Raw genomic sequence first — 23,518 nt, 5'->3', positions numbered from 1 at the left:
CCTCTCGTCTCGCGAGGTCGACGGACGCCTTCACGGAAGCTGCCGAGCCCTTCCGCGGGAGGGCCGTCGTCATGCGCCGCGTTCGCAGAGCCCGCCTCACCACTCCCCCGCGCCCAGCTCGCCACTCCCCTGCGCCTGGCTCGCCACTCCCGTGCGCCCGCCCGCCTCGCCACTCCCGTGCGCCAGCCTCGCCACTCCCCTGCGCCCGCCCGGCTCGCCACTCATGTGCGCCAGCCCCGGCTCACCACCCCTGTGCACCCGGCTCCCGCCGACGGCAGGTCGGGCGTGCTCAGCGGCCGTCGTCGGCGAGGCGTCGCACCAAGCCCGCGAAGGCGGCGCGTTCCGCCGGGCTGAGGGTGACGGCCTCCGCCCGCGGACCGGTCTGCCGCTGGCGGGGAATCGTCGGCAGCGGCTGCCGCTTCCCACGGCGGCCGGCAACGGCGGGGGGCAGGTGAGGCGGCTGCGGGCTGCCGCCCTTGACCCAGCGGCCCAGCCTTGCCGGGATCCACGTGCGCTGCTGTCCCGCTCCCGCTCCCGTTCCCGCTCCGGCGGAAAGGCCGCGCCGGGCGTTACCGGCACTACCGGCCCTGCTGGCACTACTGGCACTACGTCCGCGACGGCCGTGCCGGGCGCGGCGGCACAGGACGGTGGCCAGGCCGGCTGCGCAGCTCACGGTGGCCACGGCCGCCAGGGACAGGACAGTCGTGCTCCTCAGGGCAGTCGTACCGCTCACGGCGTTCGTGCTCGTCAGGGCAGTCGGGCCCGCCGCCTTCAAGGTCGCGTCGTGCTCAGGCATGCGGCCCAGTACACACCACGGTCCGGGGCTGGGGACCCCGGACCGTGATGAAGGTGATCTATCTCGCACTAGGCATGAATGCCCCAGACCACCCGGATGGCCGCATGCCGGTACGCCGCGTGGTTCAGGCGGCCACGGGCTGCCCGGCGGGGGCCGACGAGGCGGCCTCGCCCTGGCCGCCCGCACCGTCGGCGCCTGCCGTGACCGGCTTGCGCAGGCCCTTGAGGAGGATCACCAGGGACGCCGTGACGACCACGCCCGCGGCGATGGCGACCAGGTAGAGCAGCGGGTTGCCGATGAGCGGGACCACGAAGATGCCGCCGTGCGGGGCCCGCAGGGTCGCGCCGAACGCCATGGACAGGGCGCCCGTCACGGCACCGCCCACCATGGAGGCGGGGATGACGCGCAGCGGGTCGGCCGCGGCGAACGGGATCGCACCCTCGGAGATGAACGAGGCGCCCAGGACCCAGGCCGCCTTGCCGTTCTCCCGCTCGGTCCGGTTGAACAGCTTGCCGCGCACCGTCGTGGCCAGCGCCATCGCCAGCGGCGGGACCATGCCGGCCGCCATGACCGCGGCCATGATCTTCATGGCGGAGTCGCTGGGGCTGGCGACCGCGATACCGGCGGTGGCGAAGGTGTAGGCGACCTTGTTGACGGGACCGCCGAGGTCGAAGCACATCATCAGACCGAGAAGGGTGCCGAGCAGGATGGCGTTGGTGCCGGTGAGACCGTTGAGCCAGTCGGTCATGGCCTTCTGCGCCTCGGCGATGGGCTTGCCGATCACCACGAACATCAGGAAGCCGACCACCGCCGAGGAGATCAGCGGGATCACCACCACCGGCATGATCCCGCGCAGGGCCGCCGGGATCCGCACCCGCTGGATGCCGATCACCACCGCACCGGCGATGAGACCGGCCGCGAGACCGCCGAGGAAGCCGGCGTTGATGGTGAGGGAGATCGCGCCGCCGACGAAGCCGGGCACCAGGCCGGGCCGGTCGGCCATGCCGTAGGCGATGTAACCGGCCAGGACGGGGACGAGGAAGCCGAAGGCCACGCCACCGATCTGGAAGAGCAGCGCGCCCCAGCTCGCCGCCTCGGTCCACAGGAAGTGCTCCATCACCGACGGCGCCTCGTTGATCTCGTAGCCGCCGATGGCGAACCCGAGGGCGATGAGGAGGCCGCCCGCGGCGACGAAGGGCACCATGTAACTGACGCCGGACATCAGCCACTTGCGCAGCTTGGTGCCGTAGCCGTCACCCGATGCGGCGCCGCGTTCGACGGGCGTGCCGCCGCCCGCCGCGGGGGCTGTGACCTCTCCGCGCTCGGCCTTCTCCCGGACCTCGGTGATCAGTTCGGCGGGGCGGTTGATGCCCGCCTTGACCCCGGTGTCGACGGTGGGCTTGCCGGCGAAGCGTTCCTTCTCCCGGACGGGGACGTCGTGGGCGAAGATCACGCCGTCGGCCGCCTCGATGACCGCCGGGTCGAGCCGGGTGAAGCCCGCCGACCCCTGGGTCTCGACGGTGACCTCCACGCCCGCCTCGCGGCCCGCGTTCTCCAGGGACTCGGCGGCCATGTAGGTGTGGGCGATACCGGTGGGGCAGGACGTGACGGCGACGATCCGGAAGGGTCGCCGCCGGGACGCCCCGGCGTCACCGCCGGCGGCGGTCCCGGCAACGGCCCCTGCGTCGGCGTCGGCGTCGGCGTCGGCACCGGCGGATGCCGTACCGGTGGGGCCGGTGGGTGTCGTGGTGGCGGCGTCGGTTCCCTCGGCCGGGCCGGTGGTGCCCTTCGGGTCCTGGTCGCTGCCCGTGGCGGCACCGGCGGAGGCCGCCGCCGGTGCCGCCACGGAGTGGGTGGTTCCTGGGGTTCCGCCGGGCTGTGCGGTGCCCTCCTGCTGCGGGGAGCCGGCGTCGGCTGCCGGGGCCGTGGCGGCCGGGGACGCGTCGCCACGGATGAGTGCCGCCGCGCCCGCCGGGTCGGTGACCTCGCGCAGGGCGGTGGTGAACTCGGTGTTCATCAACTGCCGGGCCAGCGACGACAGGATGGTCAGGTGGTCGTCGTCCGCACCCGCCGGGGCGGCGATGAGGAAGATCAGGTCGGCGGGGCCGTCCGCCGCACCGAAGTCGATACCGCCGGCGCTGCGCCCGAAGGCCAGCGTCGGCTCGGTGACGTGTGCGCTGCGGCAGTGCGGGATGCCGATACCTCCGTCGAGGCCGGTGGGCATCTGGGCCTCACGGGCGGCCACGTCGGCGAGGAAGCCGTCCAGGTCGGTCACCCGGCCCAGGGTCACCATGCGCTCCGCGAGGGCACGGGCCGCCGCTTCCTTGGTGTCGGCGGACAGGTCGAGGTCGACCAGGTCCGCGGTGATCATGTCGCTCATCGCGGGCTCCTTCGCACGCATATCGCCCGGGAGGTGCTGTGGGCGGGGAGGGGGACGGGGATGCGGTGGGGGGAGGCAAGAACGGGGGGACGGGGATCGCTCGTGGACGCCACCGGCGGCAGGGGCCGGACGGACGGCTGGACGGGCTGGACGGACCGGACGAACGGCAGGACGGACCGGACGGACGCCCGGACAGGTCGAATGGGCCGGACCGGCAGGTCGAGGTGCGTCATGTACATGTGACCGGCTCCTTCAACGCACGGTCGACCGGGATGTCCGGGGTGACCGTCACGGCCGACGGATCGAGGTCGCTCGGGGCCGGCATCGCACTGCCCGGGGTCTGGACGGCCGCCGCTCCGTGGGCGACGGCCGAGGCGAGGGCCTCCGGCCCGCGTCCGCCGGCGATGAGGAACCCGGCGAGCGAGGAGTCGCCCGCGCCGACGTTGCTGCGGACGGACTCCACGCGGGCGGTGCCGAACCAGGTGCCGTCCGCGTCGACCAGCAACTGCCCGTCGGCGCCGAGGCTGGCGAGCACCGCCTGGGCGCCCATCTCCCGCAGTTCGCCGGCGGCCTTGGCCGCGTCGCCCACGGTGGCGAGGGGGCGGCCGACGGCTTCCGCGAGTTCCTCCGCGTTGGGCTTCACGACGTCCGGGCGTCCGCTCAGCGCCGCCGTCAGGGCCGGACCGGAGGTGTCCAGGGCGATGCGCACGCCGGCCGAGTGCGCCCGGGTGACCACCTCGGCGTACCAGCCGGGATCGAGGCCGCGCGGCAGGCTGCCGCAGCAGGCGATCCAGTCCGCGCCCGCGGACTGCCGGTACACGGTGCGCAGCAGCAACTCCTGCTCCACCGCGCTCAGTTCCGGGCCGGGCGCGTTGATCTTGGTGAGTACGCCGTCCGACTCGGCCAGGGCGATGTTGGACCTGGTGGGGCCCTCGACGGGGACCGGCGCGACCTCGATGCCCTGGGCGTCGAGCAGTTGGGCGACGAGGGCGCCGGGCGCCCCGCCCAGTGGGAGCACGGCCACGGTGCGCCTGCCGGCCGCGGCCACGGCCCGGGAGACGTTGACGCCCTTGCCCCCCGGGTCCACGCGTTCGCCGGTGGCCCGGACGACCTCGCCGCGGTCGAGCGAGGGCACCTCGTAGGTGCGGTCCAGGGAGGGGTTGGGGGTGACGGTGAGGATCATGCGCGTACCACTTCCGTGCCGCCGCGTTCGATCGCGAGGGCGTCGTCCGGGCTCAGCCCGCTGTCGGTGATCAACAGGTCCACGTCGCCGAGTTCGCCGAAGCGGGCGAAGTGTTCCTGTCCGTGCTTGGAGGAGTCGGCGAGGAGCACCACCCGGCGGGCGGCGGCCATGGCCGCACGCTTCACCGCGGCCTCGGCCAGGTCCGGCGTGGTCAGTCCGTGCTCGGGAGAGAAGCCGTTGGCCGCCACGAACAGCACGTCGGCGCGGATCTCGCCGTAGGCGCGCAGAGCCCAGGCGTCCACGGCCGCGCGGGTGCGGTGCCGTACGCGTCCGCCGACGAGGTGGAGTTGAAGGCCGGGGTGGTCGGCGAGGCGGGCCGCGATGGGGAGGCTGTGGGTGACGACGGTGAGGGACAGTTCCACCGGAAGCGCGCCGACGAGCCGGGCGATCGTGGATCCGGCGTCGACGATGACCGTGCCGTCGGCGGGGATCTCGACCAGGGCGGCCTTGGCGATGCGGTCCTTCTCGTCGGCGGCGGTCGTCTCGCGTTCGGCGAGGTCCGGTTCGAAGTCGAGCCGTCCGACGGGGATGGCTCCGCCGTGCACCCGGCGGACCAGACCCGCCCGGTCGAGCGTCTTCAGGTCCCGCCGGATCGTCTCCGCGGTCACCTGGAACTCCTCGGCCAGGGACACCACGTCGACCCGGCCGCTTTCCCGGGCCAGACGCATGATCGCCTGCTGACGCTCCGGTGCGTACATGCCCACTCACCTCCGAACCGTGCCCGAACGTGTGGTTTCGCTTTCAAGCGTAAGCCCGAGTGTGCGGGAAGTAAACACCTTCGGGCACACCCGGGCATGAACGGACTTCTGTCGGCGCCCGGATCGCCGGAAGGTGGGAGGTGGCGGACGCCGGAAGGTGGGAGGTGGAGGACCCCGGACGGCGGAAGGCGGGAGGTGGAGGACGGCGGCGGACGGCCGGGGGGCTTGCCGATCGGGCACCGGCCCGGCTCAGTCACCGGCCCCGGTTCAGTCGGTCACCGGCCCCGGCTGAGCCCGACGCAGACCACGGGGCAGCCCGACGTAGCCCAGGGGGCAGCCAGCCCGACGTAGGCCAGGGGGCAGCCCGGCGCAGGCACGGCTCCGGCCGAGGTCCCGACCGGACGACGCCGTAGGGCCGGGCTGCCCCTTGGGTGCCCGGCCCTACGGCCGACTCTCTTCGTGGTGCGCCCCGGTCCCTCCTGCTCCCGATCCCTCCCGCCCCCGGTCACTCCCGCTTCCGGTCCGTCCCGCTCGGGCCCCCGGCCTCTTCTCCCGCTCCGGCCCGCCCCTTACTCTCGGCGCCGGAGGCGTGCTCCAGCCTCCCGGGACCGAAGGCACGCCCCGGCCTCTCAGGTCAGGACGCGCACTCCGGATCGATCCTGCGTCAGGACACGTACTCCCGCTCCCGTTCCTCCGTCGGCAGTCCGTCGGCCCCCGGCTTCACCGCGACCCCGTCGGCACGGCCACCGTCACCGGAGTCGGGCGCGCCGGCGGCAGGCACCCCGCTCTTCTCCGCTGCTCCCTCTCTGTGCTGGGCGGGCCGCCCGGGCAGTGCGAACATCAGCAGGAAGATCAGGCCCAGCACGGCGGCCACCCAGCCCAGGGCGTACTCGAACCCGTCGACGAAGGCGGGCCCGACCTCGGCAGGCGCGAGTGGTTCGTCGATCACGCCGAAGAAGACCACCGAGACCAGGCCGAGGCCGAGCGCATTGCCCATCTGCTGCACCGTGTTGATCAGGCCGGACGCCGATCCCGCGTGGGCGTGCGGCACCTCCGAGAGCACCGCGTCCGTCAACGGAGCGACGATCAGCCCCATGCCGACGCCCATGACGACCAGCGGCAGCGCCATCTGCCAGGGGGAGATGCCCAGGCCGTAGCGCGCGGACTCCCAGAGGTAGAGCAGCACACCGGCGGCCATCACCAGCGCTCCCGCCTGGAGCACCTTCCGCCCGAAGCGCGGCACCAGCAGCTGCACCGACATCCCGGCCGCCACCGAGACGGCGATGGAGAACGGCACCCCGGTCAGGCCCGCCCGCAGGACGCTCCAGCCCAGCCCGACCTGCATGTAGAGCGTCCACACCAGGAAGAAGACCCCGAGGCCGACGCCGAACACCGTCTGGACGGCGATGCCCGCGGCGAAACTCCTGACCCGGAACAGGGACACCTCGATCAGCGGGGAACCGTCCCGCGCCCCCTTGCCCCGCTCGTACGCCACCAGCAGGGCCAGCACCACCGGCGCGCCCGCCATCGACAGGTACCCCCACAGCGGCCAGCCCAGTTCGCGACCGCGGGTGAGCGGGTAGAGCAGCATCAACAGGCCCAGCGTCACCAGTCCGACGCCCACGAGGTCCAGTTTCAGGGCCCGCGGGGCCTTCGACTCGGTGATGTAGCGGCTGCCGAGCAGCAGTGCCGCGATGCCGACGGGCAGGTTGATCAGGAAGATCGGCCGCCACTCGAGACCGAACAGGTTCCACTCGGTGAGCAGCGCGCCGAGCAGGGGCCCGGACACCGCGCCGAGGCCCACGATCGCGCCGAACAGCCCGAAGACCTTGCCGCGTTCGTGTGCTGGGAAGGTGGCGTGCACGATCGCCAGCACCTGCGGCACCATCATCGCCGCCGTCGCGCCCTGCAGGATGCGGGAGGCGACCAGCATGTCCGGGTTCACGGCGAACCCGCACAGGGCCGAGGCGACGGTGAAACCGCCGACGCCGAGGAGGAAGACCCGCTTGCGGCCGTGGATGTCGCCCAGCCGCCCACCGGTGATCAGGCCGGCGGCGAAGGCGAGCGCGTAGCCCGCGGTGATCCACTGGATCTGGCTGAAGGTGGCGCCCTCGTCCCGCTGGATGGTCGGGATGGCGATGTTGACGATGGTGACGTCCACGAGGTCCATGAAGGCGGCGGTCATCACGATCGCCAGCGCGAACCAGCGCCGCCGGTCGCCGGAAGCGGGGGCCGGGGTGGCCACCGCCGGGTCCGCGGGTGACGCGACGGCCGGCGCGGGTACCGGGGACGGTTCTGGAGCCGACGGGCCCGGGCTGCGGCCGGGGCCGGGGCCGCGGTGCACCGCGTCCGGCCGCCGGGTGCCCGTGGCGTCGCCCGGGCGCCTGCCCGACCCATTACCGACGTCCTTGCCGACGTCCTTGCCGGCGTCCTTGCCGGGGTCATGGGCAGAGTCACTGGCGGAGCCGGATCGGGAGCCATTGCGGGAGCGGGAGCCGTTGCCGGATCGGGAGCCATTGCGGGAGCGGGAGCCGTTGCGGGAGCGGGAGGTGGGGTCCGAAGCGGGGCCGGAGTCGGCGCCCGGATCGGTGCCGGAGGTGGAGTCCGTGTAGGTCATGTCCCGAAGTTATGAGCCATGTAGGTCAGATCAGGTCCTACTCCTGAGGCATCGTGGAACGCATGACGACGGACACCCCGGCCCGGCTGCTGACCCTCCTCTCCCTCCTCCAGACACCTCGCGAGTGGCCCGGTGGCGAGCTCGCCCAGCGCCTCGGGGTGTCCCGCCGAACGGTCCGGCGCGACATCGACCGGCTGCGCGAACTCGGCTATCCCGTCCAGGCGACCCTGGGCTCCGAGGGCGGCTACCGCCTCGTCGCCGGCAAGGCGATGCCGCCAATGGTGCTCGACGACGAGGAGGCGGTGGCCATCGCGGTCGGCCTGCGCGCGGGCGCCGGACACGCCTTGGAAGGCGTCGAGGAGGCGTCCGTACGGGCGCTGGCGAAACTGGAGCAGGTCCTGCCCGGACGACTGCGCCACCGCGTCAGCACCCTCCAAGCCGCCACCACACCCCTGACCAGCGGCGACGGTGCGAACATCGCACCCGAGACGCTGACCGTCATCGCATCCACGGTGGCCGGGCACGAACGCCTCCGCTTCGCCTACCGGGCGGCCGACGGCACCGAGTCCCGGCGCCTGACCGAGCCCTACCGGCTGGTGTCGACCGGACGGCGCTGGTACCTCGTGGCGTACGACCTCGACCGCGCCGACTGGCGCACGTTCCGCGTCGACCGGGTGAGCGAGCCCTTCGCGACGGGGGCACGCTTCGCTCCGCGTGAGCTGCCCACCGGCAGCGCGGCGGAGTACCTGCGCCAGTCGATGCACCGTCAGCAGGAGTCCTACAACCTCGACGTCACCTTCGCGGCCCCGGCCGACGTCGTCGCACCACAACTGCCGCCCTGGCTGGGCACGCCCGAACCGCAGGACGAGCACAGCTGCCGACTGCGCGCCACGGTCGGAGACGTGAAGGAGTGGACGGCGGTCCGCCTGTTGCTCCTCGGCCACGACTTCACCGTGCACGGGCCGCCGGAACTGATCGAGTGCGTACGGAACTTGGGGGTGCGCATGACCAGGGCAGCGGGCAGCGGGTGACATCCCGGCTGCACCGGCCCGCGGTGACGGCGGTGACGGCTCCCAGGGCAGCCTCGACTGAGGCGACCTCGGCATCACGCCGTGCCGCAGTCGGTGCGCACGGCGCCGGCCACGGCGTGCGCGACCGGGACAACCACCACCTGGCCGCCGATCCGGCATCCGTCGGGCCGTACAACCCGCACAACCGCACAGCCGCACAGCCGCACAGCCGCACAGCCGCACAGCCGACGTGCTGACGCACCGTGGAGCCACACGGCCACGCGCAGCCGCCGGGCCGTCGCGGTGTCGGGCCGTCGGGCCGTCGGGCCGTCGGGCCGTCAGTCGACGCCGGCTGCGATGTCGTCCCAGGGGAAGTGGCGCAGCGCGGCCAGGTTGGCGACCGCCAGTTCGGCGGGCCCCTGGCTGCCCTCGGCCGGGCCGTCACCGGCCGCCCAGCCCTCCGTGGCCGTGCGTACGGCAGCACCGGCGACGGCAGCGGCGAACCGGAGCCGCGTCCGGACGGCAACGTTGCCGCCCTCCGCGGGACTCAGCCCACCGGGCGTCTTCGCCTCCCGACGTGCGGCCGCCCGTTCCGCCAACACATCGGCCAGCGCCCGGTCGGAGGCCTGGCAGACCTCCGCCCACACCCTGCGCAGCACCGGGTCGGCGCCGGCCAGCCGGATCAGCGTGCGCATCCACTCCCACGAGGCCGCCGACACCCCGACGCCCGGCGTCAGCGTGTGCCGGACGGCGCCCTCCAGCGCCTGCGGCACGGACGCCTCGGACGGAGCCGCCCGCACCGCCTCCACCCAGCGCCCGGCACCGGTCTCGTAGAGCGGCGCGATGGCCTCCTCCTTGGTGGCGAAGTACCGGTAGAACGTCCGCGGGGCGATCCCTGCCGCGTGGGCGATGTCCTCGGCCCGGGTGGCCCGCAGACCCTGCCGGACGAAGAGGCCGGCGGCCGCACGGGCGATCGTCATGCGGGTCTCGGCCTTCCGCCGCTCGGTCAGCGAGGGCGAGGACACCGACGGGGACAGCAACGAGGAGGCCGCAGGGGAGACAGACGAGGACGGGGACGGGGAGGGGGACTGGGACGGGGAGACCGCCGGGGACGAAGGCGAGGACGGGGAGGCCGCCGGGGTGGTCGAAGCGGGCGGGGGTGCGTTCGACGCCGGTGGAACCGGGCTCGGGGAGGACGGGGGCGTCGGGGTGGTGCTGCTCACGCCCGGCAGGCTATGCCCATGTGGCACAATCTGCCATCTGGCGGGCCACCCCGGGGTTCAGGTTCGGGGTGGCCCGCTCTCCACGCCCGCCCACACATCCCCCATGACGCCGCCTGCGCCGCCATGACGCCCACCACCGCACCACGGCTGAGACGCGGCCGGTGTCCAGGGCCGTCGGCAGATCACAGGGCGTCACACGCCGAAGAAGCCGGGCCCGGCGCCCGGGGGGAGGGCGCCGAGCCCGGCTGGGGACGTCCCGGCGCCGGGGGGTGTGCGCCGGGACGAGGCTCATCGGTTGGTGCGGCGCACCGCGCGGGCGGGTGGTCGTGCGACGCGCGGTGGGTCGTGCAGTGGTGCGCGGGCCCTGTGACGTGGTGGCTTCGTGGCCGTGCGGTGGTTGGTTCCTGATGCCTGCCTGGTGCTCGCTCGCGGCGCGGTTCCTGGTGAGTGAGGCGTCGCGGCGGCCCACTCGGCGGGGCATCGTGCCGTTCGGTGCGCAGTACGTGGACGTGGATCGTGCTCGGAGCGTGCTGGAATCGGGCCGCGCGGCCGTGCATGCCTGCGCCGTGCATACGCGCGTCGTACGTGGGTCCTGTCGTACGTCGCACGTGGGTCATGCGTCGTACGTGGGTCGGGTCGGGTCGGGTCGTGCGTGCGGGGCGTCGTACGAGGATCGGGTGTCGTGGTTCGCGGTCGTCGTGCCGACGGTTGGGCGGGCCCGGTGGCCTGCTCGGGTGTCTTTTGCCCGGCGCTCCAGGGGTTGAAGCGGCGCGGAACCGCCATTGTTTGCGCGGTCTTCCGCCACTCTGTGCGCCCGGCGGCACCGGCCCGGGGAACGGGCCGGCCGCCGAGGGAGGGTCTCGCCGCCGGGGCGGGACCCCGGTGACCGAGGGGTCAGGCCACCGCGTCGAAGCCGGTGTCGCGGGCCAGCTTCTTCAGCTCCAGGAGCGCGTGCTTCTCGATCTGACGGATCCGCTCACGGGTCAGTCCGTGCTCCTTGCCGACTTCGGTCAGCGTGCGCTCACGGCCGTCCTCGATGCCGTACCGCATCTTGATGATGGACGCCGTGCGCTGGTCGAGGCGGCCGATCAGGTCGTCCAGCTCCTCGCTGCGCAGCAGGGTCAGCACCGACTGCTCGGGCGACACCGCGGAGGTGTCCTCCAGGAGGTCACCGAACTGGGTCTCGCCCTCGTCGTCCACCGACATGTTCAGCGAGACCGGGTCACGGGCCCAGTCGAGCACGTCGGTGACGCGCTCCGGCGTGGAGCCGAGTTCCGCGGCGATCTCCGTGGGCTCCGGGTCGCGGCCGTGCTCGCGGTTGAACTCGCGCTGCACGCGCCGGATCCGGCCCAGCTCCTCCACGAGGTGGACGGGCAGGCGGATGGTGCGGGACTGGTCGGCTATCGAGCGCGTGATGGCCTGGCGGATCCACCACGTGGCGTAGGTCGAGAACTTGAAGCCCTTGCGGTAGTCGAACTTCTCGACCGCGCGCACCAGACCGGCGTTGCCCTCCTGGATCAGGTCGAGAAGGGGCAGGCCACTGCGCGGGTAGCGGCGCGCGACGGCGACCACCAGGCGGAGGTTGGAGCGGATGAAGACGTCCTTGGCCCGCTCACTGTCGTCGACCAGGGCCTGGAGCTCCTCGGGGGTGGCTCCGACCTTGTTCTCCTCCTGGCCGTCCAGGATCTGTCGCGCGAACACACCCGCTTCGATGATCTGGGAAAGCTCGACCTCCTTGGCGGCGTCGAGCAGCGGCGTGCGCGCGATCTCGTCGAGGTACATGCCGACCAGGTCGCGGTCGGCGATCTCGCCGCCCTGGGCGCGAACACTGCTTGCCGCGGCGACCGTCTCGCCGTTGGCGGACTGACGACGGGCGACGGCACGGGTTGCCATGCGAGCTCCCTTGCGATGGTGAGGTCAGCGGGTGGTACGGATGCTCGGCACTGTCCTCGTAGGTCTCTCGGGTCTCTTCGGACTCTGCTCGGGTGCCCTGCATCCGTAGGAAACAACGACTGGAATCAGGACAGAATTCCCAACCTGCCCTTCGATTTTTCTGATCATGCAGTACCCTGTCGGCCGCCCCGCGTAAGGCGTGATGCCGCCGAAAGGGACAGAGGCCCAGGTCAGACCGGGCACGGAGGAGGATCTGCGGGCTCTCACCGACCTGTACGACCACTACGTCGGTGAGACGGCGATCACATGCGACACGGCACCCTTCACTCCGGTGGAGCGGCGACCCCGGCTGCTCTCCCACCCTGTAGACGGCCCGTACCGGTTGATGGTTGCCACGGGTGTCGACTCGGACACAGGTCCGGGGCCGGGCCCAGGACCCAGGGACGAGCCAGAGACCGGGGTCGGACCCGAGTCCGGGTCCGAGGCCGGATCCGGGTACGGGTCCGAGTCCGGAGCGCACACCGGTTGAGGACCGGGCGCAGGCCCGGACGCCGGACTCCGCTCCACCGGACCGGTCGGCACCCTCGGCTGCGCCACGTCCAGCCCGTACCGCACCCGGCCGACGTACGCGACCTACGCGACCTACGCAACCTACGCGGAGACCACGGCGCTCGGGGCGCCGGGCGCCGGCCGGCGCGGCATCGGCTCGCCCCTCCACCGGGCCCTTGTCGACGCCCTGGAGGGTGAGGCCTCGCGCGCCCCTCGCGCCCCGCCCGCCCCTCGTCGCGCCGCGCGACCGACCGCTCAGCCGAACTGCACCGAGCGCTTCGCCAGCCCCATCCAGAACCCGTCGATCACGGACTTCTGTTCCCCGAGCTCCCCCGCGGCGTCCGCGGCGCCCATGGTCACGAAGAGCGGGGCGAAGTGCTCGGTGCGCGGGTGGGCGAGCAGCCCCGCCGGGGACTTGCGGGTGAAGTCGAGCAGCGCGTCCACGTCACGCGCGTCGAGGGCCTCCCGGCCCCAGGCGTCGAACTCCGCCGACCAGCCCGGGATGCCTCCCTGGCGCAGCGCGGCCAGGTTGTGAGTGAAGAACCCCGAGCCGATGATCAGCACGCCCTCGTCGCGCAGCGGTGCCAGGCGGCGCCCGATCTCCATCAGCTTCACCGGGTCCAGGGTCGGCATCGAAACCTGGAGGACCGGAATGTCGGCCTCCGGGAACATCTCGACCAGCGGGACGTACGCGCCGTGGTCGAGCCCGCGGTCGGGCACGTCCGTCACGGGCATGCCGGGGCCGCGCAGCAGCTTGCGGACCGACTCGGCCAGCGCCGGAGCCCCCGGGGCTCCGTAGGTGACCTGGTAGTAGTGCTCCGGGAAGCCCCAGAAGTCGTAGACGAGGGGGACGGTCTCGGTGGCGCCGAGCGCGAGCGGGGCCTCCTCCCAGTGGGCGGAGACGATCAGGATCGCCTTGGGGCGGGGCAGGTCGGCGGACCAGGCGGCGAGCTCTCCCGGCCATACGGGGTCGTCGGCCAGGGGCGGGGCACCGTGGCTCAGGTAGAGGGCGGGCATGCGGTCCGGTGTGGCGGCGGCGGTCATGACGACGACTCCTTTCGGCGGCAGTAGGGGGCATCGACGCGCAGCGCTCGCTCGGGATCGGCGCACCCTGCACAATTGCTTTAAGTCTCAACTTCCAAGCACGACTGTACACACAGTTCGTTTAATCTTCAAGGAAGAAGGCGTACAGTGGACTCATGACGACGGCACCCCGACCGGCACACGCCGAGGAACCCCGCTGGCTGAGCGACGACGAGCAGAGCGTCTGGCGCTCCTACATCGACGCCACCACGCTCCTGGAGGACCATCTCGACCGTCAGCTCCAGCGCGACGCGGGCATGCCGCACGTGTACTACGGGCTGCTGGTCAAGCTCGCCGAGGCGCCGGAGCGCCGGCTGCGGATGACCGAGCTGGCCATGGCCGCCAAGATCACCCGGTCCCGCCTCTCGCACGCCATAGCCCGGCTGGAACGGAACGGCTGGGTCCGGCGCGAGGACTGCCCCTCCGACAAGCGCGGCCAGTTCGCCGTGCTGACGGACGCTGGCCTCGAAGTGCTGGCCCGGCACGCCCCCGGCCACGTGGAGGCCGTCCGACAGGCGGTCTTCGACCGGCTCACCCCGGAACAGCAGAAGTCCCTCGGCGAGATCATGGAGATCATCGCCGAGGGACTGCAGCCGACCGGAACGGGAGCCGACCTGCCCTGGCTGCGGTAACACCCGCCCGCCGTCTGCGGTGAAGCTCCCCCCTCCGCCAGCGGTGACGCCTGCTCCGCCGCCCGTGGTGACGCCCGCCCGCCGCCCGTGACGACGGCGGACGGGACGCTGACCACGCCCTGGGGGAACGGTGCCAGGACCTCTGCACGTCAGTGCCGGTACGTCAGCACATGTGAGGGCCCGCCCACGTCCCGCGCAGGTCAGCGCACGTGAGTGCCCGCCCAGGTCAGCGCATGTGCGTACACGCCCGGGTCACGCACGTCAGTGCGTGACGGCCGGTACGGACGCCTCCGCCCCCGCCTCGTCCCCGCCCGTCGCACCGGCCCGGACGCTCGCACCCTCGCCGGAACCGGACGAGGAGGCCGCCGCCGAAGAAGCCGTGGATGAGGAGGGCACGGACGAGGAGGCCGCCGCCGCGGTGCCGCCGGGACGGCCGGCGTTGACGAGGACCGTAGCGATGGCCGCAGCCGCCACCAGGATGCCGACGGCGAACCAGATCGCGCTGGTGTAACCCTCCACCTGGCCCTGGAGCTGGATCAGTTGCTGCTCGGCCCGGCTGCCCGCCCCGCCGATGCGGTCGGCGACGTAGGCCGTGGTCGCCGAGGCGGCGATCGTGTTCAGCAGGGCCGTACCGATCGCACCGCCCACCTGCTGCGAGGTGTTGACCATCGCGGAGGCGACTCCGGAGTCCCGGGGCTCGACGCCGAGCGTGGCCAGGGACATCGCGGGCATGAACGCCGTACCCATGCCGAGGCCGAGCAGCAGCATGGCGGGCAGCAGCAGGGCCGCGTACGACGAACCGATCTCCAGCCGTGTCAGCAGCAGCATGCCGACGGCGGCGACGAGGAAGCCGGGACCCATCAGCAGTCGGGGCGCGACCCGGGTCATCAGCCGGGCGCCGATCTGCGTGGAGCCGGTGACCATGCCCGCGATCATCGGGAGGAAGGCGAAGCCCGTCCTGACCGGCGAGTAGCCCTTCACGACCTGCAGGTAGTACGTCAGGAAGAGGAACAGCCCGAACATCGCGATGATCGCCAGGCCGAGCGAGAGGTAGACCCCACCACGATTGCGCTCGGTCACCACGCGCAGCGGCAGCAGCGGTGCCCGGACCCGGGACTCGACGAGCACGAACGCGATGAGCAGGACGGCAGAGGCGACGAACATGCCGACCGTCACACCGTCGCTCCAGCCGTTCGACTCGGCCCGGGTGAAGCCGTAGACGAGCGCGACCAGGCCCAGCGTGGAGAGCGCCACGCCCGGGATGTCGAGCGGCGAACGGTTGCGGCCCCCGGCCGGTTCACGGATGACGAGGTACGCGCCGGCGGCGGCGATCACGGCGAACGGGATGTTCACGAAGAACGTCCAGCGCCAGTCCAGGTACTCGGTGAGGAAGCCGCCGAGGATCAGACCGACGGCTCCGCCACCACCGGCGATCGCCCCGTAGATGCCGAACGCCTTGGCGCGCTCCTTGCCGTCCGTGAACATCACCGCGAGCAGGGACAGCGCGGCCGGTGCGAGCAGTGCGCCGAACACGCCCTGCAGGGCACGGGCACCGAACATCATCGCCTCGTTGGTGGCCGCACCGCCGAGCGCGGAGGCCGCGGCGAACCCGCCCAGTCCGAGCACGAAGGCCCGCTTGCGGCCCCACAGGTCGGCGATCCGGCCACCGAAGAGGAGCAGTCCGCCGAAGGCGAGGGCGTAGGCGGTCACGACCCACTGGCGGTTGCCGTCCGAGATGCCCAGGTCCTGCTGGGCGGAGGGCAGCGCGATGTTCACGATGGTGGCGTCCAGGACGACCATCAGCTGGGCGAGCGCGATGAAGACCAGCGCCTTCCACCGGTTCGTATCGGGCGCCTCCGGATCGGACCGCAGACGAGGTGTCCCCTCTGTTGCTGCTGTTGCTGTTGCCGCTGATGCCACTGGAACTGCTGACGATACTGACGATGCTGACGTTGATTCAGACATGGGGGTACCCACTTCGGAACGTCGTGAGGAAACAAAGGGACAGATGAGACGGAAGAGAAAGAGAGAGAAGGGAGAGAGGACAAGGAGGGGGCAAAGAGGCACGGATGGATGAACCCACCGCGACCCTCGCGAACCCCGAAGCCGGTCGGGAAAAGGGTGTCGTCGGCCGGCGACGCGTCGCCCGGAGCACAGCTGTGAGCAGGACACCGGGACGACCGCGGGAACCGGGACAGCCGCGGGAACGACGCCGTCGCCTATCGCACGCACGAAGACGCCGAACGCGCCGGGAAGGGCGGAAAGCGGAAAGGATCAGAGGGGGAGCGGTCTCACGCCTGGCGTGGTGGCGGGACGGCTCGAAGACTCCTCGGAACGACTCGGACGGAGTGGGTAGGGGTCGGGGTCACTGGCCACGACTCAGGAAACGCGCAGAACCTCCACGGTCACGGCCGTGCCGGGCAGGACGCCGGGCGCGGGGGCCCGCATCCCGTCCAGGAACAGCTGCAGGTGACGGTGGACGAAACGGTCGGCGCTCATGCAGGCCGTACCGGCCGGGGGCCGGCTCAACTGCGCGATGCCGACCAGCAGATCGCCGAATTCCACGTCCGCACGGAGCTGTCCGGCCGCCTTGGCGCGGTCCATGAGCTGTGCGACGAGGTCCTCGACGCGCCGGCGCGCATCCTCCAGGTCGGGGTGGTGCTGGTCGAAGGTGCTCGAGATCATCGGGCACAGCGCGCTGATCCGCTCGTCGGCGGAGGTGTGCGCGAACCGCTCCAGTGCCTCGAAGGCATCCCCGGTCTCGGCGAGCTCCTGCTCGGCCGCCCGCGCCGTACGGTCCATCACGGAGCAGACGACCTCGCGCATCAGCGCGTCGCGGTCGGGGAAGTTGCGGTACACCGTGGCATTGCCGACGCCGGCCCGGCGGGCGACGTCGTCCAGCGGCACGTCGGGGCCGTGCTCGACGAACATCTCCCGGGCGGCGGCGACGATCCGCTCCCGGTTGCGCACGGCGTCGGCACGCGGCCGGGGCGTCCTGCGCTGTGCGGGTTCGGCGGTCTGCACGATGCACTCCTGACAGTCGAATCGGATCCGCGATCCGGGGACTGATTCCCCGCTTCACGCGAACACAGGTCTAAACGGGGAGACACTCCCCGGTTATTTCCCACCCGAGGAACCTTCTCCTGTGACCTGAGTCACACTCCCCTCGATCCTCTCCTCACGCGTCGCACCGGCCCGCATCCCACCCTCCTTCCGGCCCTGCAAGCTCCCCTGACCTCGAAAAACACACAATCGGCCCTGTCGACGGGCGCCCACGCACCCCACAACGCAGGGTGATCGGGAGGGTGCAGTCGGAAACCGGCGGCTGCCATGGGGAACGGAGGTCCTGCATGCAGCCGCAGCCGAGCAGCCGTCGGATATCGCCGCGCCGCCTGGCCGCCCTGGCCTCCGTCACCGCCCTGACCCTCGCCGTCGGCACCTCGGCCGGCAACGGCAACCTCTCCCCCGGCACCTCCGCCGCGGGCGCCGGCCCCAGCGCACCGTCCCCCTCCTCCGCCCACGGGCCGTGCCTGATCGGCAGCTCCCGCGACGTCCAGATGTCCGAGGGCATCCCCACGGGCCCGGGGTACGCCCGCTCCACCGGCACCGTCCGCGCCCTCACCCTGATGATCGACTTCCCGGACGCCGTCGGCGAGGGCGACGCCCTGGACCGCTACCAGGAGTTCTTCCCCCAGACCCAGGAATGGTTCCGCACCAGCTCCTACGGCCGCCTGGACTACCGCACCGACATCCCCATCCCCGACTGGCTGCGCATGCCCAAGTCGTTCCGCGCCTACGGGATAGAACGCGGCGCCCCCTTCGACCCCGGCTACCGCAGACTGGTGCGGGACATCGTCGAAGCCGCCGATCCCCGGGTGGACTTCCGGTCCTACGACATGGTCAACGTCCTCGTCACCCCCAACGCCGGCCCGTCCGCCCTGGACACCGTCCTGTCCGTGACCTTCGCCGGCAACACCGAGGCCCCGACCGCCGACGGCGTTCCCGTCGCCAACGCGTCCTTCGTCTACTCCCGCCAGGACGACGGCTCCGGCTCCTACGACCGGACCGGCTACCGGGTCCTGCCGCACGAGAACGGCCACGTCTTCGGCCTCCCCGACCTCTACACCGCCGACGGCGGCGGCGCGGTCGGCCACTGGGACATCATGAGCGAGGACTGGGGCGCCAACAACGACCTGCTCGCCTGGCACAAGTGGAAACTCGGCTGGCTCGACACCGACCAGGTCCACTGCGCCGCCGCTCCCGGAACCCGGGACTACGTCCTCACCCCCCTGGCGGACACCGGCGGCCCGAAACTCGCCTTCGTCCCCCTCGACGAACGGTCCGGCTACGCCGTCGAGGTCCGCACCCAGGCCGGCAACGACGAGGCCGTCTGCCGCCCCGGCGTCCTCATCTACAAGGTCGACGCCGACGTGGACACCGGCATGGGCCCCATCACCGTCTACGACTCCCTCCGGGACAGCGGAGGCTGCACCCGCAGCCCCAACGTCCACGCCGAACTCTCCGACGCCACCTTCATCCCGGGCGAGTCCTTCGTCGACCGCCAGGAAGGCATCCGCGTGACCGTCCTGGAGGCCACCGCACCGAACGGCTCCGACCCCGCCGACGGCACCCCCCACACCCACCGCGTCCGCATCACCCGCGAGTAGTCCCGCCCCCGCCCCGACCACCACACCCGCCGACCTCGATCCGGTACCCTGACGCCTGTGGTCCTCCACGACCACGGGGCCGCCGCACGCGGCCCGGACTGCCTTCGTAGCTCAGGGGATAGAGCACCGCTCTCCTAAAGCGGGTGTCGCAGGTTCGAATCCTGCCGGGGGCACCATGTAGTACCGCTCTGACCTGGGGTTTATCCCCCAGGGAGGGGTCTCACTCGGCCTCGGACGTCCCGTCCGGGGCCGTTTGCGTGAGCGCTGCGTGAGCGGACGGGGCGGCAGCCCCCGAAATATCCCCCACCCGATCAGCACCATCCGGCACGTCGCGAGGGGCTCGTGCACGCGGGACGAGACGGGCCGCAGCCTCGGCGATCGCAAGATCCGCCTCGGGAAGCAGACTCGTGTACGTGTCCGCTGTGATGGTGATCGAGGAGTGGCCGAGCATCTCCTGGATGTCCTTCAGATCGGCGCCGGCCGCGTGCGCGAGGGTCGCCGCACCGTGGCGCAGGTCGTGGAGCCGGACCGGCGGAAGGCCGATCTCCTCGTACAGCTCGATGAAGCGGCGGGTGACATTGGCCGGGTGGAGCAGTTCCCCGTTCTCGCGCGTGAAGACGCGGCCGGTCTCCACCCAGGCGGTCCCCCACTTCTCGCGCTCCTCGTCCTGCCGAGCACGATGCTGACGCAGGACCTCGACCGTGTCCGCGTCCAGGGCGATGGTGCGCGCACCCGCGTTTGTCTTGGGGTCGTCCTCGTAGACCTCCCAGCCGTCGACAACGAGCTGCTTGGCGACGGTGAGGAGACCCGCGTCCAGGTGGGTGTCGGTCCACTTCTGCCCGCACGCCTCCCCACGACGGAGTCCGCGGAACGCGATGAGGTGGAACAGGGCGTACAGGCGGTCGTCTGCCGCGTGGTCGAGGAAGCGGCCGGTGTGTTCCGGCGTCCAGACCATGACGGGCGAGGACTTCTCGCCGGTGCGCTGCCAGTGCAGGACCCGTTCCTCGGTCCACACGAGCGCCTTGGGTCGCTTGCCCGCTTCCAGTTCGACGTGCGCGGCCGGATTGAAGGTGATCATCTGCTGCGCGATCGCGGAGTTCAGAGCCGCGCGCAGGGTGGAGCGAACGCGCTGGCGCGTCGCCGGCCCGACGATGCGGCGGTACGGCTCCATGTCGGCGATGGCCGCCTTCATTACCTTGCGGCGGGCGCGCGGCTCGCGCCCCTTCCACGGGATGCGGGCCAGGTCCTCGAACGCCTTGCGCCGGGCGGCGTTGCCCTCTGCGATCTCGACGTTGTCCTCCGCGATGGCCTCGAACATCTCCGAGAGATGAGAGACGCGAAGGCGGTCGAGTCGCAGGTGACCGATGCGCGGCTTGAGGTGGACCCGGATGTTGCTCTCGTCGCGGCTGATGGCGCTCTGCCGCCCCTTCTTGCCGGCCAGCCACATGTCCAGCCACTCACCGACGGTGAGGCGGCTGATCAGGTCCAAGCCGTGGCTGAGGCGGCGCCGGGTCGACTCGATGTTCGGCAGCGGCGCCTTCTCAGCGGCCACGGCCTCCAGAAGCTCGGCAATCCGGGTCAGGGCCTCGGGGTCGTCGGACTCGGCGAGCCCCAGGAGGGCTCGCACGTGGTCGAGGTCGGCCTGGGCTTCCTTGAGGGTCTCGTAGCCGGCGCGGCTGAAGGAGCGACGGGTGCCGTCCTCACGGGGCGGGAGTTCCTGACGTATGGAGTAGGAGCCGTGCTTGCGGCTGGAGAGCTTGGGGCAGTTCTTGCCGAGCGGTTTGCCGGTCTTGGGGTCGCGGCAGTAGCAGCGGCGGTGGGTGGAGCCCTTCAAAGGCGTTCCTCCGGGGTGGCGTTGGGGTCGGTTTCGGGCGGGTCGACGTCGCCCAGTGCGGGTGGCAGGTCGGGTGGGGTGGCTCCCTCGTCGCGGATATCGCGGCGGAGGTGGCGGAGGTTGTACTTGGCGGAGATGGCCTGGTCGGCGTATTCGGTCCGCCTCCGTTCGGCTTCTTCCTGCTGGGCGCGGCTGGTGGCCGTTTTGGCGGCGAACCGTGCCCGTTCTTCCTCTTCGAGCGCGGCGAGCGCGGTGCGCGTGAGTCTGGCGTGAAGCTCGAAGTCGGGGACCATGCCCGCGTCGCGCTCGGGAACCTCCTGTTCGCCGGTGAAGCGCCGTAGGGCGTCCCAAGTGGGGACGAGCCTCTGGAATGGGAGTTCCTGGGTCTGATCGACGTACCCGACCGGGAAGATCAGGCAGACCGGGTACGTCTCCAGAGCTGCGGCCAACACGATGACGTCCACCAGCGGCAGGGTGGCACGGCGTCCGGACTCCATGTTGGCGATCACGTTGCGCGGGATCGGGTGCCCGAGCCGCTCGCACTGGTCGGCCAGGTCCTGTGCGCTCCATCCCATCTCCTTTCTGCGTCGCCGGACCTCTCCGGCCACGTTGGCCTTGATCCGGTCCCCCCACTCCGGGAAGTCGTCGTCCTCTTCATCATCGAAACTGTGTTGTGTCATGCAGACACAGTAGCTCGCTCACGATGGTTCCTAGCCGCCTGGAGCCGGACGTGTTGGGCATGTTCGCCGAGGGCTGTGACGAAAGGAGTGCTGCGTGCGCGATGAGGCGATGGCCGAGCAGGCGAGGGGCATGACTCGCGAGGAACTGCTGGCCCTTCCAGTTGCCGTTGACCTGGACACGGGCAACCGCGCGCTGGGGCTCGGGCGGAGCAAGGGCTATGAGCTGGCCAAGCGGGGCGAGTACCCGTGCAAGGTCCTGCGCCTGGGCAAGGCGTACCGCGTGGTGACCGCCGATCTGCTCAATCTGCTGGGGCTGGCCGCGTGAGGGCCGGACAACATAGCAGGCCGTTCTGCGCTGAGCTGACACAGAAGCGCTGGACTGTGGCCAGGCGTGGACGTACTGTCCGTGTTCCCTCGCGGCGGCCTGACGCCCGCGAGAAGGGAATGGGCCCCCGGCGGTGCGACGCCGGAGGCCCGAGCAACCCCGAACGGCCCTGGAAGAACCAACCCGGCGGCAAGGGCGTGCGAGCCCGCCACCGCCAGACGAGGAGCTGCCCTGTGGAACACCCCGAACCCCAGCCCTATTCCGACCCCGACAAGCCCGCGTGGCCGCCGGTCGCCGTGCCCGGACAGCCCGGCCTGACCACAGCCGAGCCCGGCCAGGCCGCCGGCGATCCGGCGCAGCCCTCACCGCCCGCCGAGCGGTGTCCCGAAACGGAACAGCCGGATCCGGAGCCGACGCACGGATCGGAGCTCCTCGGCGAACTCCGTCGGCAGATATCGAAGTTCGTGATCCTGCCCTCCGAGCAGGCGCTCGACGCGGTCACCTTGTGGGTGGCGGCGACGCATCTGCAGCCCGCTTGGCAGCACGCCCCGCGCCTCGCGGTGGTCGGTCCGGCGAAGCGGTGCGGCAAGTCACGTCTCCTTGACGTGCTGACCGAGACGGTCCACGAGCCGATGCTCACGATCAACACCACGCCGGCGGCGGTTTTCCGCTCGATCACCGAGGAGCCGCCCACGCTCCTCGTGGACGAGGCGGACACGATCTTCGGCACGCCGAAGCAGGCGGAGAAGAACGAGGAGATGCGCGGGCTACTGAACGCCGGCCACCAGCGCAACCGGTACGTGACCCGGGTGGTCGGCAACGACCACACGCCCCACCGGTTCGCCACCTTCGCCATGGCGGCCATCGCCGGGATCGGCGACCTGCCCGACACGATCATGGACCGGTCGGTCGTCATCCGCATGCGCCGGCGGGCGGAAGGCGAGACCGTCCGCCCCTTCCGGTCGCGGCGGGATATCCCCGCCCTGCATGGCCTGCGCGACCGGATAGCCGCCTGGACGGGACCCCTGGTGGACGAGGCCGCCGACCTGGAACCGGCGATGCCGGTCGAGGACCGGGCCGCTGACACCTGGGAACCACTCGTCATCGTCGCCGACCTCGCCGCCGGCACCTGGCCGCGCCGCGCCCGTACCGCGTGCCAACAGATGGTCGCCGCCGAGACGGCCGCCGAGGAGGACCACCCCAGCGGGGCCCGCATCCTGGCCGACATCCGGCGAGTCTTCGTCTCCCAGCGCGAGGTGGACAGCCTCTCCACGGAGGAGCTGATCCACCACCTGCGCCAAGACCCGGAGAGCCCGTGGGCCGAGTGGGGGCGCAGCGGGCTGAGCCCGCGTGACCTCGGCTCGATGCTCCGGCAGTTCGGCATCAAACCAGGAAACGTCCGCATGGCCGACGGAACCCAGCGCAAGGGCTACATGCGCAACAAGTTCCTCGACCCCTGGCGCCGCTACTGCCCGACCGTCCACCCGGTCGACGCCGCACCCACCCTCCCGCAGGGCTGACACCGCCCCGCCCCCGCTGGTTGCCGTCCTTGCCGTCCCTGCCGTGATCGCGCAGGTCAGAGGGCATACGCGCAAGACGGCAACCGGGCCCAAGACGGCAACACGATCACCGTCGCCCGCGCAGGCCGCCAAGACGTCGCCCGCATCCGTCTCGTGCCGTCCCACTCGTACGCGCCGTATCGCCGCAGGTCATCGGCCGTGAGGCCAAGACGGAAGGCCGACCCGAGCCGTCCTCGCCAGGGCGCGGCCAAGACGGACCCCGGCCGGGCCTGCCGTACCGGCCCTGACCTGCGCTTGCAACGGCCAAGACGCCCAAGACGCATCACGCCACCACAGAAGCCTCCCGCTTGATTCTCCTCCCCCGCCTT

General features: G+C 71.8%; 16 protein-coding genes, 1 tRNA gene and 1 pseudogene. 7 read left to right on the top strand and 11 right to left on the bottom strand.

Translation table 11 applies throughout. The annotated features are described in order from the left end of the window. Positions 1-920: 920 nt before the first annotated feature. From AC02VZ_RS06800 to AC02VZ_RS06785, 4 genes are all read right to left on the bottom strand, one after another. Complete coding sequence (locus AC02VZ_RS06800; protein ID WP_476474820.1) at positions 921-3,176, bottom strand: PTS fructose transporter subunit IIABC; 2,256 nt, start codon at positions 3,174-3,176, stop codon at positions 921-923. 229 nt (positions 3,177-3,405) lie between these two features. Beyond that, the gene (gene pfkB / locus AC02VZ_RS06795) at positions 3,406-4,359 is read right to left on the bottom strand and encodes a 1-phosphofructokinase (protein WP_476474819.1); all 954 of its coding nucleotides are present in this window, start codon (positions 4,357-4,359) and stop codon (positions 3,406-3,408) included. Continuing rightward, a complete protein-coding gene (locus AC02VZ_RS06790; RefSeq protein WP_476474818.1) occupies positions 4,356-5,117 on the bottom strand; it encodes a DeoR/GlpR family DNA-binding transcription regulator in 762 nt (253 codons plus the stop codon). Before AC02VZ_RS06790 ends, pfkB begins: the two co-directional genes overlap by 4 nt. Positions 5,118-5,781: 664 nt before the next feature. Continuing rightward, the gene (locus AC02VZ_RS06785) at positions 5,782-7,302 is read right to left on the bottom strand and encodes an MFS transporter (protein WP_476474908.1); all 1,521 of its coding nucleotides are present in this window, start codon (positions 7,300-7,302) and stop codon (positions 5,782-5,784) included. 494 nt (positions 7,303-7,796) lie between these two features. Here AC02VZ_RS06785 and AC02VZ_RS06780 point away from each other — a divergent pair, with 494 nt between their 5' ends. Next, a complete protein-coding gene (locus AC02VZ_RS06780) occupies positions 7,797-8,765 on the top strand; it encodes a helix-turn-helix transcriptional regulator (protein ID WP_476474817.1) in 969 nt (322 codons plus the stop codon). Between the two features lie 317 nt (positions 8,766-9,082). On the opposite strand, the gene AC02VZ_RS06775 is transcribed toward AC02VZ_RS06780, so the two are convergent. Both AC02VZ_RS06775 and AC02VZ_RS06770 read right to left on the bottom strand, forming a co-directional pair. Further along, entirely contained in the window at positions 9,083-9,724 is a 642-nt protein-coding gene (locus AC02VZ_RS06775) for a TetR/AcrR family transcriptional regulator (RefSeq protein ID WP_476474907.1), read from the bottom strand. 1,137 nt (positions 9,725-10,861) lie between these two features. Beyond that, a complete protein-coding gene (locus AC02VZ_RS06770; protein ID WP_432056892.1) occupies positions 10,862-11,860 on the bottom strand; it encodes a sigma-70 family RNA polymerase sigma factor in 999 nt (332 codons plus the stop codon). Between the two features lie 202 nt (positions 11,861-12,062). Between AC02VZ_RS06770 and AC02VZ_RS06765 the strand changes: the two are divergent. Next, positions 12,063-12,269, top strand: a pseudogene (locus tag AC02VZ_RS06765) (N-acetyltransferase family protein); the annotation flags it as partial. Between the two features lie 395 nt (positions 12,270-12,664). Here AC02VZ_RS06765 and AC02VZ_RS06760 read toward each other — a convergent pair. Continuing rightward, positions 12,665-13,426, bottom strand: a complete 762-nt coding sequence (locus AC02VZ_RS06760; RefSeq protein WP_432056901.1) for a dioxygenase family protein — start codon at positions 13,424-13,426, stop codon at positions 12,665-12,667. Between the two features lie 182 nt (positions 13,427-13,608). Between AC02VZ_RS06760 and AC02VZ_RS06755 the strand changes: the two genes are divergently transcribed. Further along, positions 13,609-14,124 (top strand): MarR family winged helix-turn-helix transcriptional regulator, encoded by a 516-nt coding sequence (locus AC02VZ_RS06755; protein WP_476474816.1) that lies wholly within the window; start codon positions 13,609-13,611, stop codon positions 14,122-14,124. Between the two features lie 261 nt (positions 14,125-14,385). Here AC02VZ_RS06755 and AC02VZ_RS06750 read toward each other — a convergent pair whose 3' ends face one another. Beyond that, on the bottom strand, positions 14,386-15,924 hold the full coding sequence (locus AC02VZ_RS06750) for an MFS transporter (protein ID WP_476474906.1): 1,539 nt from the start codon (positions 15,922-15,924) through the stop codon (positions 14,386-14,388). Positions 15,925-16,503: 579 nt separating this feature from the next. Then, positions 16,504-17,148, bottom strand: coding sequence for a TetR/AcrR family transcriptional regulator (locus AC02VZ_RS06745; RefSeq protein ID WP_476474815.1), 645 nt, complete (start codon positions 17,146-17,148; stop codon positions 16,504-16,506). Positions 17,149-17,474: 326 nt separating this feature from the next. On the opposite strand from AC02VZ_RS06745, the gene AC02VZ_RS06740 reads away from it, so the two are divergent. Beyond that, on the top strand, positions 17,475-18,791 hold the full coding sequence (locus AC02VZ_RS06740; RefSeq protein ID WP_432056888.1) for a M6 family metalloprotease domain-containing protein: 1,317 nt from the start codon (positions 17,475-17,477) through the stop codon (positions 18,789-18,791). Positions 18,792-18,891: 100 nt separating this feature from the next. Then, positions 18,892-18,967, top strand: a tRNA-Arg gene (locus AC02VZ_RS06735). Between the two features lie 44 nt (positions 18,968-19,011). Here AC02VZ_RS06735 and AC02VZ_RS06730 read toward each other — a convergent pair. Together AC02VZ_RS06730 and AC02VZ_RS06725 are read right to left on the bottom strand one after the other, a co-directional pair. Continuing rightward, a complete protein-coding gene (locus tag AC02VZ_RS06730) occupies positions 19,012-20,625 on the bottom strand; it encodes a site-specific integrase (RefSeq protein WP_476474814.1) in 1,614 nt (537 codons plus the stop codon). Continuing rightward, positions 20,622-21,305 carry a helix-turn-helix domain-containing protein gene (locus AC02VZ_RS06725; RefSeq protein WP_476474813.1) on the bottom strand — a complete coding sequence of 228 codons (684 nt, stop codon included), beginning with the start codon at positions 21,303-21,305 and terminating at the stop codon, positions 20,622-20,624. The genes AC02VZ_RS06730 and AC02VZ_RS06725 overlap by 4 nt, the downstream gene beginning before the upstream one ends. A gap of 109 nt (positions 21,306-21,414) precedes the next feature. Here AC02VZ_RS06725 and AC02VZ_RS06720 point away from each other — a divergent pair, with 109 nt between their 5' ends. Together AC02VZ_RS06720 and AC02VZ_RS06715 are read left to right on the top strand one after the other, a co-directional pair. Beyond that, positions 21,415-21,630: a hypothetical protein gene (locus tag AC02VZ_RS06720; RefSeq protein ID WP_241775932.1), complete on the top strand. Its 216-nt coding sequence runs from the start codon at positions 21,415-21,417 to the stop codon at positions 21,628-21,630. Between the two features lie 233 nt (positions 21,631-21,863). Then, complete coding sequence (locus AC02VZ_RS06715; RefSeq protein ID WP_476474812.1) at positions 21,864-23,150, top strand: DUF3631 domain-containing protein; 1,287 nt, start codon at positions 21,864-21,866, stop codon at positions 23,148-23,150. Positions 23,151-23,518 lie beyond the last annotated feature (368 nt).

This window comes from Streptomyces sp. 3-6 (assembly GCF_056323165.1).
Note: the sequence above shows the minus strand (reverse complement) of the source record. Positions and strands in the feature narration are given on the sequence as shown.